This is a genomic window from Corallococcus sp. NCSPR001 (assembly GCF_017309135.1).
Lineage (GTDB): Bacteria > Myxococcota > Myxococcia > Myxococcales > Myxococcaceae > Corallococcus.
The window spans coordinates 2,687,239-2,706,556 of sequence record NZ_JAFIMS010000002.1 but is presented as its reverse complement, the minus strand read 5'-3'; the positions used below and the strand labels follow the sequence as shown (position 1 = coordinate 2,706,556).

The 19,318-nt window shown below is 71.2% G+C and carries 13 protein-coding genes; 4 read left to right on the top strand and 9 right to left on the bottom strand.

Annotated elements, in window-relative coordinates:
- Nucleotides 1-22: 22 nt before the first annotated feature.
- From JYJ93_RS13180 to JYJ93_RS13170, 3 genes are all read left to right on the top strand, one after another.
- Nucleotides 23-1,738, top strand: coding sequence for an HD domain-containing phosphohydrolase (locus JYJ93_RS13180; RefSeq protein WP_206790598.1), 1,716 nt, complete (start codon nucleotides 23-25; stop codon nucleotides 1,736-1,738).
- 104 nt (nucleotides 1,739-1,842) lie between these two features.
- Entirely contained in the window at nucleotides 1,843-2,184 is a 342-nt protein-coding gene (locus tag JYJ93_RS13175) for a DUF971 domain-containing protein (RefSeq protein WP_206790590.1), read from the top strand.
- Nucleotides 2,185-2,215: 31 nt separating this feature from the next.
- Nucleotides 2,216-4,027 (top strand): serine/threonine-protein kinase, encoded by a 1,812-nt coding sequence (locus JYJ93_RS13170; RefSeq protein ID WP_206790579.1) that lies wholly within the window; start codon nucleotides 2,216-2,218, stop codon nucleotides 4,025-4,027.
- 20 nt (nucleotides 4,028-4,047) lie between these two features.
- Here JYJ93_RS13170 and JYJ93_RS13165 read toward each other — a convergent pair whose 3' ends face one another.
- The 5 genes from JYJ93_RS13165 to JYJ93_RS13145 all read right to left on the bottom strand — a co-directional run bounded on the left by JYJ93_RS13165 (nucleotide 4,048) and on the right by JYJ93_RS13145 (nucleotide 7,707).
- Nucleotides 4,048-4,590 (bottom strand): ClpXP protease specificity-enhancing factor SspB, encoded by a 543-nt coding sequence (locus tag JYJ93_RS13165; protein WP_206790577.1) that lies wholly within the window; start codon nucleotides 4,588-4,590, stop codon nucleotides 4,048-4,050.
- 36 nt (nucleotides 4,591-4,626) lie between these two features.
- Complete coding sequence (gene smpB, locus JYJ93_RS13160) at nucleotides 4,627-5,112, bottom strand: SsrA-binding protein SmpB (RefSeq protein ID WP_014398822.1); 486 nt, start codon at nucleotides 5,110-5,112, stop codon at nucleotides 4,627-4,629.
- A 17-nt stretch (nucleotides 5,113-5,129) separates the two neighbouring features.
- Nucleotides 5,130-5,984 (bottom strand): pantoate--beta-alanine ligase, encoded by an 855-nt coding sequence (gene panC / locus JYJ93_RS13155; RefSeq protein ID WP_206790575.1) that lies wholly within the window; start codon nucleotides 5,982-5,984, stop codon nucleotides 5,130-5,132.
- A gap of 2 nt (nucleotides 5,985-5,986) precedes the next feature.
- Nucleotides 5,987-6,895, bottom strand: a complete 909-nt coding sequence (gene panB / locus JYJ93_RS13150) for a 3-methyl-2-oxobutanoate hydroxymethyltransferase (protein WP_206790573.1) — start codon at nucleotides 6,893-6,895, stop codon at nucleotides 5,987-5,989.
- A gap of 170 nt (nucleotides 6,896-7,065) precedes the next feature.
- The gene (locus JYJ93_RS13145) at nucleotides 7,066-7,707 is read right to left on the bottom strand and encodes a deoxynucleoside kinase (protein WP_120568193.1); all 642 of its coding nucleotides are present in this window, start codon (nucleotides 7,705-7,707) and stop codon (nucleotides 7,066-7,068) included.
- Between the two features lie 181 nt (nucleotides 7,708-7,888).
- Between JYJ93_RS13145 and JYJ93_RS13140 the strand changes: the two genes are divergently transcribed.
- Nucleotides 7,889-8,176, top strand: coding sequence for a hypothetical protein (locus tag JYJ93_RS13140; RefSeq protein ID WP_206790566.1), 288 nt, complete (start codon nucleotides 7,889-7,891; stop codon nucleotides 8,174-8,176).
- An 18-nt stretch (nucleotides 8,177-8,194) separates the two neighbouring features.
- Here JYJ93_RS13140 and rsmA read toward each other — a convergent pair whose 3' ends face one another.
- From rsmA to JYJ93_RS13120, 4 genes are all read right to left on the bottom strand, one after another.
- The gene (rsmA, locus tag JYJ93_RS13135; RefSeq protein WP_206790564.1) at nucleotides 8,195-9,061 is read right to left on the bottom strand and encodes a 16S rRNA (adenine(1518)-N(6)/adenine(1519)-N(6))-dimethyltransferase RsmA; all 867 of its coding nucleotides are present in this window, start codon (nucleotides 9,059-9,061) and stop codon (nucleotides 8,195-8,197) included.
- 10 nt (nucleotides 9,062-9,071) lie between these two features.
- Nucleotides 9,072-10,070, bottom strand: coding sequence for a tRNA (adenosine(37)-N6)-threonylcarbamoyltransferase complex transferase subunit TsaD (tsaD, locus tag JYJ93_RS13130; RefSeq protein ID WP_206790562.1), 999 nt, complete (start codon nucleotides 10,068-10,070; stop codon nucleotides 9,072-9,074).
- Between the two features lie 52 nt (nucleotides 10,071-10,122).
- Nucleotides 10,123-12,897, bottom strand: a complete 2,775-nt coding sequence (locus tag JYJ93_RS13125; RefSeq protein ID WP_206790551.1) for a response regulator — start codon at nucleotides 12,895-12,897, stop codon at nucleotides 10,123-10,125.
- 143 nt (nucleotides 12,898-13,040) lie between these two features.
- A complete protein-coding gene (locus JYJ93_RS13120; protein WP_206790542.1) occupies nucleotides 13,041-19,310 on the bottom strand; it encodes a DnaJ domain-containing protein in 6,270 nt (2,089 codons plus the stop codon).
- Between the last annotated feature and the right edge of the window lie 8 nt (nucleotides 19,311-19,318).

Here is a 19,318-nt window from a genome sequence, read left to right as displayed (position 1 = left end):
ACCCCAGCGAGGAGCCCCCGCCGTGCGACTTTTCAAAGCCATCCTCCTCCTGATGCTGGTGGTCAGCATCATCCCCACGCTGATGGTGGGCTGGTTGTCGGTGTCCCATACGCGCGAGCTGCTCATCCGCGACGCGCAGGAGCTGGCGCAGGAGCGCGTGAAGCAGCTGCGGCTCAAGGCGGAGAGCTTCCTGGAGGACCCCACGGAGCGCGTGGTGGGGCTGTCCAGCGTGCCGGGCGGCTTCTTCACCCTGCCGCGCGACACGCAGCGGCTGTACATCACGGCGGTGCTCAACCAGCGCCCGGAGGTGCTGGCGCTCACCGTGTTCGGCGCGGACCGGCAGCGGCTTCCCGGGTTGCAGGCCTTCGCCGTGCACGACATGGCGCCCAGCGGGGTGGCGGAGCACGAGGAGCGCGCGCGGGCCCTGTTGGACGAGGGGCTCACGGGGGTGCGCTACTCGGACGTGGTGGGGTCCCACGGCGGCGGCGGAGGTCCGGTGGTGACGCTGGCCTTCCCCGTGGGCGACCCGGTGCAGGGCTACATGGCCGCGGACATCACGCTCGCGGGCCTGCGGCAGATGCTGGCGCAGGAGCGCGTGGGCAGCACGGGGTTCGCGTACCTGGCGGACCGGCATGGCCGCTTGATTACCGGCGGCGGCGACCTGGGCGCGGTGGGCGACGACGTGTCGAAGCGGCTGCCCCTGGCGCACCTGCTCAAGCAGCGCGAGGGCACGCCCGAGGCGGAGCTGTTCCACGTGGGCAACTTCGGCGAGGGGCGCGACGCGGTGGTGTCCGCGTACTCGGTGCTGCCGGAGGCGGGCTGGGCCATCGTGTCCGAGCAGCCGGTGGAGCACGCGTACCGACAGGTGGAGACCATGGAGCGGCGCATCCTGCTGGGCCTGGGCGGCGCCATCCTGGTGGCGCTGGTGCTGGCGGCCATCTTCTCCCGCAACCTCACGCAGCCCTTGAAGACCTTCATCGCCACGTCGCTGGAGCTGGCGCGCGGCAAGTTCGGCGTGGAGGTGCACCTGAAGCAGAAGAACGAGCTGGGGGAGCTGGCCCAGACGTTCAACTACATGAGCAAGCAGCTCATGGCGTACGACATGGAGACGCGCGGCCTCTACGAGAGCCTGGAGAAGGGCTACCTGGAGACCATCGTCGCGCTGGCCAACTCCATCGACTCCAAGGACGCGTACACGCGCGGCCACAGCCAGCGGGTGGGCGACGTGGCGGTGGAGATTGGCAAGGAGCTGAAGCTCACCGAGCGCGAGCTGCGGCAGTTGCAGTACGGCGGCATCCTCCACGACATCGGGAAGATTGGCATCCCGGAGAACATCCTCTGCAAGCAGTCCCGGCTCACCGACCAGGAGATGTCCCTGATGCGTGAGCACCCGGCCATTGGCGACGCCATCATCGGGCCGGTGACGTTCCTGGGTTCGGTGCGCGCGTGCGTGCGCCACCACCACGAGCGCTGGGACGGCACGGGCTACCCGGACAAGCTCAAGGGCGAGGCCATCCCGATGCTCGCGCGCATCGTGGCGTGCGCGGACACGTTCGATGCGTGCACCTCCACGCGCCCCTACCAGAAGGCCATGCCGCTGGAGAAGGCGATGGAGATCCTGGACAACCTGAGCGGCGCGCAGCTGGACCCCAAGGTGGTGCTGGCGCTGCGCGCGGTGCTGGCCCAGCGGGGCGTGCGGCTGGAGGGCCACCGGCAGCCCGTCAAGCTGGCTTCCTGAAGCCCTGGCTCCCCGGGCCCTTTCGCTTTCGCGGCAGGCCCCCCACTCCGCCGGAAGGATGGTAGGGAGGGGCTGCTGCTGCAAAGCCTTGGAAGGTGGATTCGGTGAGCAATTTCTGGGATCGCATCAAGCCCGCGCCCAAGCCCGTCAGCGCGACGGATGCGAAGCTGTCCGCGGACGGTGAGTCACTGACGCTGACGTGGGACGACGGCGCGACGACGACCGCCACCGCGCAGGTGCTGCGCCAGCAGTGCCCGTGCGCCGCGTGCGTGGACGAGTGGACGGCGAAGCGCACGCTGGACCCCTCGCAGGTGCCCGCGAACCTGCGCGTGCTGCAGATGCAGCCGGTGGGCAACTACGCGCTCGCGTTCGTCTTCAGCGACCAGCACACCACGGGCATCTATCCGTGGAAGCACCTGCGCGAAATCACCCAGACGCAGGGGTGAAGCGCCCCACCGCGTCCCTCCGGAGGTCCTTGTGACGTCGCGCTATCGGCTGCTGCAACCGCTGGCCACCGGAGGCATGGCGGAGCTGTTCCTGGGGGTGGCGAAGGGCGCGGAGGGCTTCGAGCGCACCGTGGCCATCAAGCGCGTGCTGCCGCACCTGGCGCGCGAGCCGGACATCTCCCGGATGTTCGTCTCCGAGGCGCGGTTGGCCATGCTGCTGCAACACCAGAACATCGTCACCGTGCACGACGTGGGAGAGAGCGCGGAAGGGCTCTTCCTGGTGATGGAGCTGGTGGACGGCTGGGACCTGGGCGCGCTGATGCGGGCGGTGACAAGGCAGGGGCTGCGGGTTCCTCCGCACCTGGCGGTGTTCATCGCGAGCCAGGCGCAGGCGGGATTGCAGCACGCGTACCGCCGCCAGCACGACGGCCATCCGGTGGTGACGGCGCACCGGGACGTGTCTCCGTCCAACCTGCTGGTGTCGCGCGAAGGGGAAGTGAAGGTCACGGACTTCGGCATCGCGCGGCTGGCGGGCCTGTCGCGCACGGAGCCCGGGGCGTTCAAGGGCAAGGTGCCCTATGCGGCGCCGGAGGTCATCCGGGGTGAGCCGGCCACGGCGCTGAGCGATCAGTTCTCGCTGGGCATCCTCCTGGCGGAACTGCTCGCGGGGCAGCACCCGTTCGGGTCGGCGGCGGCGGAGCCGATGGCGGTGGCGCACTCCATCCTCAACCGCGCGCCCGCGTCGCTGCCGGACGTGCCGGCGTCGCTGGCCACGCTGGTGCTGCGCATGCTGTCGCGCGACCCGGCGGCCCGCTTCCCGGAGCCAGAGGATGTGTCGGAGGCGTTGGCGCGGTGGCTCGCGCAGACGGGGGAGCCCGCGTCGTCGCATGCGCTGGCGACCTTCCTTCGCGGCGTCCGGCTGCCCATGTCCGTGGGAGAGGTGGCGCGGACCGCGCTCGCGGAGGCCCCGGCTTCGACGGCGGCGTCGTTCGTGATGTCCTCGGTGCCGCGCGAGGGCATGGACACGGGGCGCATCCCGTCCGCGTCGGGTGCGCGTTCAGCGACGGTGGTTCATGGCGGAGGTGACGCTGCCTCGCCTGCGTGGAAGGCGTCTTTGGCGTCCGTCCCCGTGGGGGCGGAGGAAGAGGAGCCGTGGAGCCCGCCAGCCGGAGGTGTCTCGCTGTCCGCAGATGGCGCCGTGGTCCACACCTGTGCCCTCTGCGGCAGGGCGCTGGAGTCCCCTGACTCGCCCTGTGAGTCCTGCACGCGGGGAGCTTCCGCTGCTTCGAGTTTGGGCCACGGCACCGCGGCCTCGCGTGCACGGATGAACGCGCCCTCCCCTGCCGCTCCGGCTGCGCCCGCGCTGGCCACGCAGTCCATCTCGGACGTGGACGACGCGGCGCGGATGAACCGGCCCAGCATCCGCCAGGCGGCTCAGGGTGACCTGGAGTTGGAGGAGCGTGGGCCCCGGGCGGAGAGCTCGCCTTCGGAGTTCGAGCCCGTGGTGCCTTCCCGCCCCCGCGGGCGGTGGGGAGCCGCGGTGGCGCTGCTCGGCACCGCTGCGGTGCTCGCGGCGGGCGCGCTGTTCGTCTGGCCCCGCTACGAGCTCCAGGTGCTGCGCGCGCTGGGACTCCCTTCGGCGGTCCTGTCCGTCCAGAGCGAGCCCTCCGGCGCCACCGTCCTGGTGGACGGCGTGGAGGTCGGCGTGACGCCGCTGGTGATGGACAACACCTACCCCGCGCGCTCCGTCCCCGTGCAGCTCAAGCTCAAGGGCTACCGCGTCTGGACGGGGTCGTTCATGGGCGGCAAGAAGTCGGACGTGACGGCGGAGCTCAAGCGCTGACGCTCCGCCTCAAGCCCGCCCTACTTCACCAGCCGCAGGTGACCACGGCGCGGCGGCTGCGGCTCGTCCGGCGGGCCTCCCTCGGGCGGCGGCGGAGGCGCCACCTCCGGGCGCGACTCCGGCTCGTCGGAGTGCTCGGCCTGCACCTCGCGCAGGAAGGCACGGGGCCTCTCCGCGGCCACGGGCACCGGCGCGGGCTGCGGCGGGCGCGCGACGGAGGCCGACGCGACCGGGGGCTGCTGGAGCAGCTCCGGCGGCATCTCCTCCGGGTACATCCAGAACTCCTTCGTCACGTGGCTGGCGATGGCGAACAGCGCCGACCAGGGCACCGCCACCGTGAAGCGCGAACCGGAGAAGCTCAGCGTGCAGCGCACGCCCCACTCGCCCACCGTGAGGTCGGGCGGCTCGAAACGGTAGGAGAGGTTGAGGCGCAGGTGCGCTTCGCCTCGGAGGCTGGCGGGGACGAGCACACCGGGGCGGCGCGCGTCCAGGTGGATCATCACCATGCCCTGGTCGAGCGCGGCCAGCAGCCGCTCCTTCTTGTCGGAAACCTTCTTGTCCATTCCAGCCTGTCCAGCGGAGGAGTTGCGGGAGCGCCCTCAACGACGGCGCACTTCCCGGTCCATCTCCCGCTTCGTCTCCCGTTCCTTGATGTCGTGGCGGCGATCTTCGTGCGTCTTGCCGCGGCACAGGCCCAGCTCCACCTTGGCCCGGCCCTTCCTGAAGTACAGCACGAGCGGGATGATGGAGTAACCGCGCTCGCGAACCTTCGCCGTCCACCGGTCGATCTCCGCCCGGTGCATCAGCAGCTTCCGGCCCCGGGTGGGAAGGTGGTCGAAGACACTGGCCGCCTTGTAGGAGCCGATGTGGGCGTTGAGAAGGAACAGCTCCGTGCCCTTCTGGAGCGCGTAGGCGTCCGACAGGTTGGCCGTTCCTTCACGCAACGACTTCACCTCGCTCCCCGTGAGCTCCAGCCCGGCCTCTATCTTCTCATCCACCGTGTAGTCGAAGCGCGCACGCCGGTTCTCGGCAATGAGCTTCACCCCCGGCTCCGCACCCACACCCTTCGACTTTCCAGCGGCCATAACGTGTCCCGGGTCTCCTAACCGGCCAGCGGCATGTTGTCGATGAGCCGCGTGGTGCCTGAGAAGGCCGCCACCAGCATGCGCGCCGTCTGCCCGGGCGCCACCGTGTCCAGGGGGGAGAGCGTCCCGGCGTCCCGGACCTCCACGTAGTCCTCGCGCAGGTCCACCGCCTGCAATTCACGGCGGGCGGCCTCCACCAACGCCCGCGTGTCCCGGGTGCCGGAGGCGAGCAGGGCCTGGGCCGCCCGCATGCCCCTGGACAGGGCGAGCGCCCGCTGGCGTTCGTCCGCTGACAAGTAGGCATTGCGGCTGCTCATGGCCAGCCCGTCCGCCTCGCGGATGGTGGGCATGCCCACGATGTCCGCGCCCAGGTGCAGGTCGCGGTTGAGCGCCTTGATGACCTGGAGCTGCTGGTAGTCCTTCTCCCCGAACAGCGCCACGGCCGGCCGGAACAGCGCCAACAGCTGCGTGACGATGGTGGCGACGCCCCGGAAGTGGCCGGGACGCCGCTCGCCGCACAGCCCCTGGCTGACCTCCGTGACCTCCACGTAGGTCTGGTAGCCCGCGGGGTACATCGCCGCGGGCTCGGGCGCGAACACGGCCGTGACGCCCGCGCTCGCGCACTTCGCCAGGTCCCCCTCGAAGTCGCGCGGGTAGCGCGCCAGGTCCTCGCGGGGACCGAACTGCGTGGGGTTCACGAAGATGGAGGCCGCCACCACGTCCGCGCGCCGGCCGCCCTCCCTCATGAGCGAGACGTGCCCCTCATGCAGGAAGCCCATGGTGGGAACGAGCGCCAGGGTCTTGCCCTCCTTCTGGAGGGACGCGACCCAGGCCTTCACTTCCGCGACGGTGCGCAGGACGTGGGGTGCCATGGCTAGACCGGGGCCCCGTAGATGCCGCCGACCTTCTCCGCGGGCTCGCCAGCGCCTTCCGCGTCGGGGGCCACCGGCGTGGGCGTCACCAGCCGGATGCCCTTGGTGGCCTTGAAGCTGTGCTCTTCATCCGGGAAGGTGCCGGCGCGCACTTCGGAGAAGTACGTGTTCGCGGCCTCGGTGATGTTCCCGTGCAGGTTGGCGAAGCGCTTCACGAACTTCGGCTTGAAGTCCGGGTTCATGCCCAACAGGTCGTAGCAGACCAGCACCTGGCCATCACAGTGCTTGCCCGCGCCGATGCCGATGGTCGGAATCTTCAGGCTCTGGGTGATGGTGCGCGCCAGCTCCAGCGGCACGCCCTCCAGCACCAGCGCGTAGGCGCCGGCGGCCTCCAGCGCGAGCGCGTCCTCCAGCATGCGGCGCGCGGCGTCCTCGTCACGGCCCTGCACCACGTAGCCGCCCATCTTGTGCACCGACTGCGGCGTCAGGCCCAGGTGCCCCATGACGGGGATGCTGGCGCGGACGATGGCGCGCACGGTTTCGGCGAACTCGGCGCCGCCCTCCAGCTTCACGCTGCCCACGTTGCCTTCGGACACGAGCCGCCCGGCGTTGCGCACCGCCTCCTGCGGCGACACCTGGTAGCTCATGAACGGCAGGTCGCCCACCACGTGCGCCCGCTTCGCGCCGCGGGCCACCGCCGCCGAGTGGTAGACCATCTGCTCCATGGTGACGGGCAGCGTGGACTCCTGGCCCTGGACGACCATGCCCAGCGAGTCACCGACCAGGAGCACGTCCGCGCCGCTCTCGTCGAGGATGCGCGCGAACGTCGCGTCGTAGGCGGTGACCATGCAGATCTTCTGACCGGACTGCTTCAGGCGCTTCAGCGTGTGGATGGTGACCTTGTCCTTCACGGTTCACCTCCTGTGGGCAAGACGGGTGGGACAGCCTCGTGGAACGTCAGGCCCCTCGCCGTCCCCAGGGGGGATCGCCGGAGGCCGGGGTTCCACGGGGATGCACTCTAACGCCCTCGGGGCCGCGTGGGGGGTTAACCCACGCCAGGCGGCCAGGCGGGCGCAGGCTGTCAACCCCGCCGGGACCGGGGGGTGTAGTGCTGGACGCCGGACTTCACGCTCGCGATGACGTTCATCAGGTCCTCACGGTCCGCCTCGTTGTGCACGAAGTCGATGTCCGACGTGTTCACCACCAGGAGCGGCGTGTCCTGGTAGTGCGCGAAGAAGTCGTTGTACGCGTGCGTGAGCGACTCCAGGTAGCCCGCGTCGAACTTGCGCTCGAATTCACGGCCGCGCTTCTTGATGCGATGCAGCAGCACGTCCAGCTGGGCCTGGAGGTAGATGACCAGGTCGGGCTGCGGGACGCGGGGCCCCAGCGCCTCGAAGACGCGGTCGTAGAGGGCCAGCTCGTCCGAGGCCAGCGTGAGGTTGGCGAAGATGCGGTCCTTCGCGAACAGGTAGTCGCTCACGGTGACGGCGCGGAACAGGTCCTGCTGGAAGAGCTCCTGCTGCTGGCGGAAGCGCGAGAGCAGGAAGAACACCTGCGTCTGGAACGCGAACTTCTGCCGGTCCGCATAGAAGCTGGAGAGGAAGGGATTCTCCTCCACGACTTCGAGAATGCGGCGGCTGCCCAGTCGCTCCGTGAGGAGGTTGGTGAGGCTCGTCTTGCCCACGCCGATGGGGCCTTCGACGACGATGTAGCGGTGGTCCATCGGCCCGAGGCCTCCGCCCCCGGAATGCCACGCATGAGACACATGCGCGCGCGGGGGGCGGATAACACAACCATGCCCCCGTGCATCCCGCAATTTTCGCCGGGCCATCCCACCCTTGCGCCCTCCGAGGTCATCCCCTACGGTGCCCGCGAACACGGACTGCGGGAGCGACGGGCCACAGATGCGCGGCAGGCAGCGGGTGAAGACGGTGGTGGATCGGGTGGAAACGACGCAAGCGGCGCCCGCCGCACGTCCCGCCACGGCCCCTCCCGCACCTCCGGTGGAGGTGGATCCACTCTACGGTGTGGCCCTGCTGAAGACGGCCTTCGAGCTGAAGCGCCGGCCGGAGGGCTCCGTGGATGAGGTCCTCAGCGGCGTGCTCGCGCGCCTGCGCATCGACGAGGACGAGTTCCGCGCGTTCCTCGCCCAGCAGGGTGGGCTCCTGGCCGCGCTGGGCCAGAAGCGCTGAACGTCCCCTACTCTTCTCCTACTCCTCTGGCGGAGCATCCGGAGGCGGCGGCGCCATGGCCGTCACGGGGCCCAAGGCGCGCTCGATGGCGGCGAACTCCTCCGGGGAGAGCGTCTCCGCGCGGCGGCCCGGGTCGATGCCCGCCGTCTGGAGCGCGGCGAGCAGCACGTCCGGCGGAGCCAGGCCCTTGTCGGACTTGAGCGAGTTGATCAGCGTCTTGCGGCGCTGCGCGAAGCCGGCCTTCACCAGCCGCGTGAAGCGGGCCTCGTCCACCAGCGGCGCGCGGGGCTTCTTGAGCCGGACGAGGCGCAGCACGGCGGAGTCCACCTTCGGGGGCGGATGGAAGCGCCAGGCCTCCAGCGTGAGCACGTTCTCCACGTCGAAGTGCAGGCCGAGCAGCACCGTGAGCAGGCCGTAGTCGCGGTTGCCGGGCTCCGCGGCCAGCCGCACCACGACCTCCTTCTGGAGCGTGAAGACGGCGCGTGAGATGTGGGCGCGCTGCGCGAGCACCTGGAAGAGGATGGGGCTGGTGAGGTGGTACGGCAGGTTGCCCACGAGCGCGATCTCGTCCGCGCCGGCCACCTGGGCGAAGTCCACCGTGGCGGCGTTGCCGGGCACCACGCGCACGCCGGGGATGGCCTCCTTCTCCAGCACGGCCACCATGTCGCGGTCGCGCTCCACGGCGGTGACGCGCGCGCCGGTGGCGGCGAGGAAGCGCGTGAGGTGGCCCAGGCCCGGGCCCAGCTCCACCACGGCTTCGCCCTCGCGCGGCGCGAGCGCGTCCGCAATCTCCTGGAGCGCGTCCGCGTCCCCGAGGAAGTTCTGTCCCCAGCTGTGCTTGGCCCGCAGGCCGTGGCGCTTGAGGATGTCGCGCGGAGAATCCACTGTCAGGCCCCTACTCCATGCGCCAGGCGGGGTCGGCCGCGAGGCGGAAATCACCGCGCAAGCCGCGGCGCCACGCTTCATACCCCGCGACGGCGATCATCGCGCCATTGTCCGTGCACAGCCGCACCGGCGGCAGGAACATGCGCAGGCCCCGCTCCTCCGCGCGCTGCTTGCACAGCGCCCTGAGCCGCGAGTTCGCCGCCACGCCGCCGCACAGCACCAACTGCTGGTGCCCGAGCTTCTTCGCCGCGGCGACGAGCTTCTTCGACAGCACGTCCGCCACCGCCTCCTGGAACGACGCGCACAGGTCGTGGAGGGCCTGGCCTTCCGGCACGCCGTGCTTCTGGACGTGGTGCAGCACCGACGTCTTCAGCCCGGAGAAGGACACGTCCAGGTTGTCGCCGGGCAGCGCGCGCGGGAAGCGGATGGCCTCCGGGTCGCCCTTCTGCGCCAGCTCATCGATGGGCTGCCCGCCCGGGTACGGCAGGCCGAGGATGCGCGCCGTCTTGTCGTAGGCCTCGCCCGCGGCGTCGTCGCGCGTGCGGCCGACGAGGCGGTAGTTCCCGTAGTCGCGGACCTCGTAGAGGCTGGTGTGCCCGCCAGAGACGACGAGCCCCAGGAAGGGCGGCGCGGGCGCGTCCTCCAGCAGGCGGATGGCGAGCAGGTGCCCTTCCAGGTGGTTGGCGCCCACGAAGGGCTTGCCGGTGGCGAGGCTCAAGCCCTTGGCCACCTGGAGCCCCACGAGCAGCGCGCCGATGAGGCCGGGGCCGGACGTGACGGCGATGAGGTCGATGTCGTCCAGCGTCTTGTCCGCGCGGGTGAGGGCCTCGTGGACGACGGGCATCACCTGGACGATGTGGTTGCGGCTCGCCAGCTCCGGCACGACGCCGCCCCAGCGGCGGTGGATGTCCACCTGCGTGGAGACGACGTCCGACAGGGCGCGCCGCCCGTCCTCCACGACGGCGGCGGCGGTTTCATCGCACGAGGTTTCAAGTCCCAGGACGAGCACGACGACTCCAACGACAAGGGCGGGCAGGAGGCGGGCAGGCCGCCGCCCCTGCTCATTTCATCCCATTGAGCAGGGCACGCACCTCGTTCGCCGAGCTCCCCGTCGGTTCGAGGAACAGATACTTCTTATAGGCGTCGGCTGCTCGGGTTTCATCGCCGGAGAACTGCAGCGAGCTGCCCAGCCAGAACCAGGCCTTCGCGTTCTTGGGCTCCGCCTTGACGACGTCCTGCAGCAGCCTGGCCGCTTCGCGGTAGCCGGACTCATTGGTGCTGCTGTTCGCCAACGCCATGGCCAGGCCCGACTTCGCCTCGATGGAGTCGTTGTCCAGCGCGAGCGCCTTGCGGTACGCGCCGATCGCCGACTTGAAGCCCTTGCGCGCCATGGCCGCGCGGCCGTCCTTGATGAAGTCCGCGTAGGTGGCCTTGGGCGCGGGAGCCTCCGGGGGCGCCGTGGGCGGCGGTGTGACGGCGACCGCGACCCCCGCGTCCGCGACGGCGGCGGGCTCGGGCGTGGCCGTCTTCACCGGCGTGCCCGCGTCCTCCGGGGCGGCGGCGGTCTTCGCCGGGGGCGCGCCCGCGTCGGTCTGCGCGTCCACGGTCTTCGTGGGCGGCGGCGTGACGGCCGGCGGAGGCGTCGTCTCCGGCGGCTTGGGCGCGTCCTCGGGCTTCGCGGGCTGCGTCACCTTGGGCGCGTCGGGCTTGGGCGTCTCGGCGCTGCCCGAGCCCTTGGAGATGACCACCGCGGCCACCGCCGCGACCAGGAGCAGGCCACCCGCGACGTAGAGGCCCGTGCGCTTGGGCTTCATCGCGGCGATCAGCGCCGCGTCGTCCTCGTCGTGCGAGGGCTTGGAGGCGGCGGGCTTCGCGCTGCTCGTGGGCGCGGGAATGACCGGGGCCGGCGCGACCGGTGCGGCCGCGACAGGAGCAGCGGAGGGCTGCACGGGCGTGGCGGGCTCGGGCTCCGTGAAGTACGCCTCGGAGGCGGGCACGTCCTGCGCGGTGGTGTCCACCGGCTCCATGGCGGCCGGCTGCGCATCGAAGGGCGTCGACTCGGGGAACTCGACGTTGAGCGCCACCGGGGCCACCTGCGGCGGCACGATGCCGTGGCCCGGATACGGCGGCAGCGCGAGCTGCGGCGCCGCGGGCTCCTCCACCGGCACCTCGTCGTGGAAGGGCTCCGTGCCGCTGACCAGCGTCACCTCGGACGACGGCGGGGCCGGCGTGGGCGGCGGCACCGGTGCCAGCGGGCTGGGCGCGATGGCCGCGCCCCCGAAGATGGGCGGACGCGAGGGCAGCGGATCCACGGCCGCCTGCGCGGGCTGCGCGGTGAACGGGTTGGGAGCGGCCGGTGCGCGGGCCGCGGACGACCAGGGCGAACCCGGACCCCAGGTGCTGGAGGCGCTCAGGCCCTCCGTGTCCACCCGGCTCCAATCGAGCAGCAGGCTGCGCCGCGCATGATCCACCGCGCGGTGCGCCGGAGGCGGCTCCACGAGGAACGCCGAGCCTTCCTGAGACAGCGGCGGCACCGCGGGCTCCGCGCCATCCTGGCCGAACGGGGGCGGAGCGCCGTCGCCGGGACGCACGCGCGGCGGGAAGATGACCACCTGTGCGGGCTGCGGAGAGACCGGCGCGGGCGCCCTCTCCGCCACGGGCGTGACCTCCTCCATGGGCTCGGGCTGCGTGGGCGCGGACTCCGGCTCCGGCTCCGGCTCCGGCTCGGAGACCGGAGCTTCCGCCACGGGCGCCGCCTCCACCGGGGGCGGCTCCACGGGGGCCGGCGCGTCGTGGGGCTGGGGCGCGGGCGCGACGTCCACGGGGATGGGCGGCGCGGCGTTCAGCCACTGCTCGATGCCCGGCTTGCTGCTCTGCACGGGCTCCAGCGGCGCGTTGCCCAGCTCGCGGATGAGGCCCTCGAAGTACAGCTTGCTGATGATGCCCAGCGCGGCCAGGTCCTCGAAGTCCGAGTCCTCCACCACGCGCGACAGCGCGCGCTTGCCGTCGAACAGGCGCAGCAGGCCGTTCACCTCGTCGGGGATCTCCGACAGGCGGTCCGCCAGCTGGTGGTAGTCGATCTCGAAGACCGTCTCCAGTGGCGGGAGCTGCTCGAGCATCCGGCCCCACTCGTCCAGCCGGCGCATGCCCTCCATGAGGAGGCCCTGCGTGGAGACCTCGATGCGCTCGGTGCGGTCCAACGTGGTGAACTGCACGTCGAACTGGCCTTCGAACGTGTTGAGCAGGCGGTAGAAGGCGTTCTCGCCCTTGAGCCGGCCCAGCTCCGCGTCGATGACGCGGCCTTCCTTGAAGTACACGACGCCGGTGCGCTCGCCCTGGATGGAGATGACGCCCGTCTTGCGGCCGATTTCAAACGTCTGGACCAGGTCCACGACGCCCATGTCGGCGAGGCTTCCCGCGAAGCCGCCCTTGGTCGTCTCGCGCTTCTCGATGCGTTCCTTCTCGGCCTTCTGAAGGATCATCTTCACGCGGGTGACGATCTCTTTGATGTAGATGGGCTTCGTCAGGTAGTCGTCGCCCCCGAGCTCCAGGCCGCGCACCTTGAACTCGACCGACTTCTGGTTCGTCAGGAAGACGAAGGGGATGAACTTGAAGCGCTCGTCGGACTTGAGCGTCTTGCAGAGCTCGAAGCCGTCCATCTCCGGCATCTTGGTGTCCGCGAGCACGAGGTCCGGCGGGCTGATCTGGACCTTCTCCAGCGCATCCTTGCCGTGGATCGCAGTCGTGACGGAGAAGCCGGCCTTCTTCAGGCTGACCTCCATCACGCGCAGACTCTTCGCGTCACCATCGACGAGGAGCAGGTGCTGCTTGGCCACGTGGCATGCCTTTCAAAACGGGCGGGACGGCGGATCCAACGGACGCGCCCCGTGGGGGCAAGCATCGGGTCCGGCTTTCAAGTGTGTCAATGGGCGGGACTGTCCGGAAAACGGGCCGGCTCCCTCCCCGGGGGACAGGCGAGTCAGCGGAAGAGACCCTTCTTGGGTGGGTTCTTCTTACGCATGTCGATGAGCCGCAGCTCCTGGTTCGCCTCCAGGTGCTTGGGGTTCGCACGGACGGCTTCCCGGAAGTGCTTCTCCGCGCGGTCCATGTCCCCCTCCACGCGGGCGATGACGCCCAGCTGGTAGTGGGCGCGATCACAGTTCGGGTCGGTGCGCACCGCATCCGCCATCCACTGTTTCGCGCGGGGCATGTCGGCCTTGCGGTTGGGGTCCATGTAGACGGACCAGGCGCGCGCCGCGAGGTACAGGGGCTTGGGGTCCAGGCCGTACGCGCGCTCGTAGTGCTCGCTGGCGGCGACGAAGTCGCGCTTGCGGAAGAAGACCTCGCCCATGCGGAACAGGTCGTCCGCGTTGGTGTCCGCGCGGGCCGCGGCGGGCCCGCCGGGACGGGCGCCGGGCGCCGGAGGCTTGGGAGCGGCCTGAGCGCCCTGCTGGGCCAGCTGGTAGTTCTTGCGCCGGGTGTCGTCGTGGAGGACCTCGTAGGCCTCGCGGATGGACTCGAAGACGGCGGTGATCTTCGGCGCCAGGTGGGGCAGCGACGGGGGCAGCCGGTCCGGGTGGAACACCTTGGCGAGGCTCAGGAAGGCGGCCTTCACCTGGTCGCGGGAGGCGTCCTGCGGAACCCCAAGTGTGACGAAGTGGTCCTTCTTCGTCTGGATGTCGGCGTAGCGCTGCTCAATCTGCTGCGCGAGCCGGCCCTCGTCGGGCTTGGGGGGCTCCGGCGGCGCGGCGACGGCGGCGGACGGCGGTACGGCGCCTTCGGGCATGGCCGGGGTGCTCGCGGCGGCGGGGGGAACGGGGCGGGCGCCGAGCGTGCCCATGTTCTCCATGGCGCGGCGCAGGAGGCGCTGGCGCCGGAGCTTGGAGGCTTCGTCGGGGTTGGAGGGGTCTTCGGCCGCCACGTCGTCCTCGTCAAAATCCCAGTCGTCCAGGTCTCCGGACAACTCGTCCCCAGTCTGGCCAGAAGCCCCCGCGTTGTCACCGGGGAACGCGGTGGAGCGGGGAGAAGGCAGCGGCTCGAACGTCGCTTCGACGATGGCCTCGACGAGGAATTCGTTGGCGTCGCCCGCCGAGCGGACATCCGAGCGGATGAGGGCTTCCAGGTGGGCGTCCACCTGCTGGAGGGCGGCCTCGAAGGAGGCGGTGAGGTTCTGGGCGGGGTCGTTGGACTCGTCGAAGGAGACGATGCGCCACAGGTCGTCCTCGCTGGCGCGGGCGGGACGCACGGGCGGTGTGGAGGACGCGGGGAACTTGGGGGGCTGGACGGCCCAGAGGTCCGGCTGCGGGGGGGCCTCGGCGGGGACGACGGGGGCGGCCGGAGCGGGGGCGCGGGTGTCCGGGAGGGGGGCGCCGGCGGGGACGATGTCGCCCCAGCTCTCCGGCTCCACCTCCAGCAGGGGGAGGTCGGGTTCCGGCGGGGGGGCGACGGGGAAGCGCGAGGACTCCTCGGTGAGCCAGGGGTCCAGGGGCACGGAGGCGGAGCGGCGCAGGGCCTCGGCCATGTCCTGGAGCAGGGCGGCCTGGGCGCGCTTGCGGGCCTCGGTGAGGGCGGTGGTGTTGTCGCTGGCGGGGAGCTCCAGGGCGTCGCGGGGGGACGCGGGGATGGAGTCCGCCCAGGAGTTCGACGGGGCGGAGGGTTCAGGCTCCGCGGTGAGGATGATGTCCTCGGGACTGAGCGTGAGCGGTTCGGGCTCTGCGGACGCGGCGGCGATGGGGACGAGGACCGGAGGCGGCGTGGCAGGCGCGGCCGGACGGGAGCGCCGGGGGAGTGAGGGCGGATGGGCGGGCTTGCCCTGTTCGGACAGGCGCTGGGCTTCAGCGGCGCGGGCTTCTTCGGCGAGGCGGGCCTCTTCCGCGGCGCGGGCCTGTTCCGCGAGGCGGGCGGCCTCGGCGGCACGGGCCTCTTCGGCGAGGCGGTGGAGTTCGGCCTGACGGTCCTCCTCCTCCTCGGCGCGAAGGCGGGCCTCCTCCGCGAGGCGCAGTGCTTCGGCTTCGGCGCGAACGCGAGCCTCTTCGACCAGGCGGGCTTCTTCCGCGAGGCGTGCGGCTTCGGCAAGGCGGGCCTCTTCCGCGAGGCGAGCCTCTTCGGCCAGACGCGCCTCTTCGGCCAGACGCGCCTCTTCTTCCGCGCGCAGGCGAGCCTCTTCGGCCAGCCGAGCTTCCTCTGCGAGTCGGGCTTCCTCGATCGCGCGAAGCCGGGCTTCCTCCGCGAGGCGGGACTCCTCTTCCGCACGCAGCCGGGCCTCTTCCGCGAGGCGCGCCTCTTCGGCCAGCCGGGCCTCTTCTTCAGCATGAAGCCGGGTTTCCTCCGCGAGCCGAGCCTCCTCTTCCGCACGAAGGCGAGCCTCTTCGGCCAGTCGAGCCTCTTCCGCGAGGCGGGCCTCCTCGGCCAACCGTGCCTCTTCGGCGAGTCGTGCCGCCTCCTCCTCACGCAGACGGGCTTCTTCCGCGAGGCGAGCTTCCTCAGCCTGTCGAGCCTCTTCGGCGAGGCGCGCCTCTTCGGCGAGACGCGCTTCTTCCGCGAGGCGTGCCTCTTCCTCTGCGCGAAGTCGGGCCTCTTCGGCCAGTCGAGCCTCTTCGGCGAGACGCGCTTCTTCCGCCGCGCGAAGACGGGCTTCTTCCGCGAGGCGGGCCTCTTCCTCCGCACGCAGGCGCGCCGCTTCAGCCAGCCGCGCTTCCTCAGCGAGTCGAGCCTCCTCGATCGCGCGAAGCCGCGCCTCCTCCGCGAGACGGGCCTCCTCCTTTGCGCGAAGGCGAGCTTCCTCCGCCAGCCGGGCCTCTTCCGCGAGACGAGCCTCTTCCGCGACGCGCGCTTCCTCTTCGGCGCGAAGGCGGGCTTCTTCGGCAAGGCGCTCGGCTTCAAGGCGCGCCAGTTCAGCGAGCCGGGCCTCTTCCGCGAGGCGAGCCTCTTCCGCGACGCGCGCTTCCTCTTCGGCGCGAAGGCGGGCCTCCTCCGCGAGACGCGCCTCTTCAGCCAGCCGTGCTTCCTCGGCGAGCCGAGCCTCTTCGATCTCGCGAAGGCGGGCTTCTTCGGCCAGACGTGCCTCTTCCGCCAGTCGAGCCTCTTCCTCTGCACGGAGTCGGGCCTCCTCCGCGAGACGCGCCTCCTCCTCCGCACGAAGTCGGGCCTCTTCGGCCAATCGCGCCTCTTCAGCGAGACGCGCTTCTTCCTCCGCACGAAGCCGGGCCTCTTCGGCCAGTCGCGCCTCTTCAGCGAGACGCGCCGCTTCGGCTACTCGCGCTTCCTCCTCGGCACGAAGGCGGGCCTCCTCCGCCAGTCGCGCCTCTTCGGCCAGTCGCGCCTCTTCAGCGAGCCGAGCCTCCTCGGCAAGACGCGCCTCTTCTTCGGCACGAAGGCGAGCTTCTTCAGCGAGGCGAGCTTCTTCAGCGAGGCGAGCTTCTTCAGCGAGGCGAGCTTCTTCAGCGAGGCGAGCTTCTTCAGCGAGGCGAGCTTCTTCTTCGGCGCGAAGGCGAGCCTCTTCGGCAAGACGCGCCTCTTCAGCCAGCCGAGCCTCTTCCGCGAGGCGAGCCTCTTCTGCGAGCCGTGCCTCCTCTTCCGCTCGAAGGCGGGCTTCTTCTGCAAGCCGAGCCTCTTCGGCCAGTCGAGCCTCTTCCGCGAGGCGGGCCTCCTCCTCCGCACGCAGCCGCGCCTCTTCCGCGAGGCGAGCCTCTTCCGCGAGGCGAGCCTCTTCTGCGAGGCGAGCCTCTTCCGCAAAGCGAGCCTCTTCCTCCGCGCGAAGTCGGGCCTCTTCAGCCAGTCGAGCCTCTTCAGCGAGCCGGGCCTCCTCTTCCGTACGCAGCCGCGCCTCTTCCGCGAGGCGCGCCTCTTCGGCCAGTCGCTCGGCTTCGATACGTGCAAGTTCAGCGAGCCGGGCCTCCTCGGCGAGTCGGGCTTCTTCAGCGAGCCGGGCCTCTTCAGCGAGGCGAGCCTCCTCCTCTGCGCGAAGGCGAGCCTCCTCCGCCAGCCGCACTTCTTCAGCGAGCCGGGCCTCTTCAGCGAGGCGAGCCTCCTCCTCTGCGCGAAGGCGAGCCTCCTCCGCCAGCCGCGCCTCTTCTGCGAGCCGGGCCTCCTCTTCGGCGCGAAGACGAGCCTCTTCCTCTGCGCGAAGGCGAGCCTCCTCCGCCAGCCGCGTCTCTTCTGCGAGCCGGGCCTCCTCTTCGGCGCGAAGACGAGCCTCTTCCTCCGCACGAAGTCGGGCCTCTTCAGCCAGCCGCGCCTCTTCCGCGAGTCGAGCCTCTTCCTCCGCGCGAAGTCGGGCCTCTTCGGCTAGCCGGGCCTCCTCTTCGGCGCGAAGCCGGGCCTCTTCAGCGAGCCGAGCCTCCTCGGCAAGACGCGCCTCTTCCTCGGCGCGAAGGCGAGCCTCTTCGGCAAGACGTGCTTCTTCCGCGAGGCGGGCCTCTTCCGCCAAGCGCGCCTCCTCGATCGCGCGGAGACGAGCCTCTTCCGCGAGACGAGCTTCCTCGGCCAGCCGCTCCGCCTCGATGCGCGCCAACTCCGCAAGCCGTGCCTCTTCAGCGAGTCGCTCCGCTTCGATGCGAGCAAGCTCCGCCAACCGCGCCTCTTCGGCCAGCCGCTCGGCATCAATGCGCGCCAGTTCGGCGAGACGAGCCTCTTCGGCCAGCCGCTCCGCCTCAATGCGCGCCAGTTCCGCGAGGCGAGCCTCTTCCGCGAGACGAGCCTCCTCGGCCAGCCGCTCCGCTTCGACGCGAGCCAACTCCGACAGCCGAGCCTCTTCCGCGAGCCGGGCCTCCTCGGCCAGCCGCTCCGCCTCAAGCCGCTCCGCTTCGATGCGCGCCAGTTCCGCGAGACGAGCCTCTTCGGCGAGTCGCTCCGCTTCAATGCGCGCAAGCTCAGCGAGGCGAGCCTCCTCAGCGAGACGCTCCGCCTCGATGCGCGCAAGTTCAGCGAGTCGGGCCTCTTCGGCGAGTCGCTCGGCTTCGATACGCGCCAACTCCGCGAGCCGGGCCTCTTCGGCGAGTCGCTCCGCTTCGATGCGTGCAAGCTCCGCGAGCCGAGCCTCTTCGGCGAGTCGCTCCGCTTCGATACGCGCCAGTTCCGCGAGGCGAGCCTCCTCCGCGAGCCGCTCCGCTTCGATACGCGCCAACTCCGCGAGCCGAGCCTCTTCGGCGAGTCGCTCCGCCTCAATGCGCGCAAGTTCCGCGAGGCGGGCCTCTTCCGCAAGCCGCTCCGCTTCGATGCGAGCCAGCTCCGCCAGCCGAGCCTCTTCCGCGAGCCGTTCCGCCTCCAGCCGCGCCAGCTCCGCGAGCCGAGCCTCTTCCGCCAGGCGTGCTTCCTCAATCGCCCGGAGCCGGGCCTCCTCAGCGAGCCGGGCCTCTTCCGCCAGCCGCGCCTCTTCGGCCAGCCGCGCCTCTTCCGCCAGCCGCTCCGCTTCGATGCGCGCCAGCTCCGCCAGCCGCGCCTCTTCCGCGAGCCGGGCCTCCTCCGCCAGCCGTTCCGCCTCCAGCCGCGCCAGCTCCGCGAGCCTCGCCTCCTCCGCGAGCCGCTCCGCCTCCTCGCGACGGCGCGCCTCCTCGATGGCCCAGGCCTCCTCCTCCGCCTGCCGCAGTTCCTCCTCGCGCCGCAGCCGCTCGCGCTCCTCCCACTCCTCCACCGACAGGGCCTCGATGCGGCCCTCGCGCTCCAACACCCGCAACAGCGCCTGCTGTGCCCCCGTCAGCGACTCCGGCCTCCGGAACGCGCCCAGCGTCTCCAGCAGGCTCCGCTCCGACGCATCCGTCAGCCACGGCTCGCACGCCGCCACCTCCGGGCAGCGGTAGACCCTCGCGGGCACGGGCTCACGGGGCGTTGGCTCCAACGCCGCGCGCACCACCCGCACCCCCGCGATGGGCGCGAAATCCCCCGCCGCCTCCACCGCCTCCACCTCGAAGTCCGCGCGCTCCGCGAGCTCGCTCAGCCGCCGCACCTGCGCCAGCACCTGCTGCTCGTGCACCACCGCGGGCTGGAGCCCGCTGTCCTCCAGCAGCTCCTCGTCCGGCGCCGCCGCCCCACCCCGCGCCCACAGCGCGTCCAGGGCGTCCACGCCCAACAGCCCGTTCTGGAAGAGCGCCTGCGCCGGCGTCTGGTAGCCGAAGCCCAGCTTCGCGCCCACCAGGTCGCCCTCGCGCAGCCACAGCGCGGACTCGCGTCCACCGGCGTGCAGCGTCAGCCGGCCGGTGGCTCGGGACTTGTGGGCGGCATACAGCGCTTCGGCGACCTGCGAGGCGGACATTCGGCCAC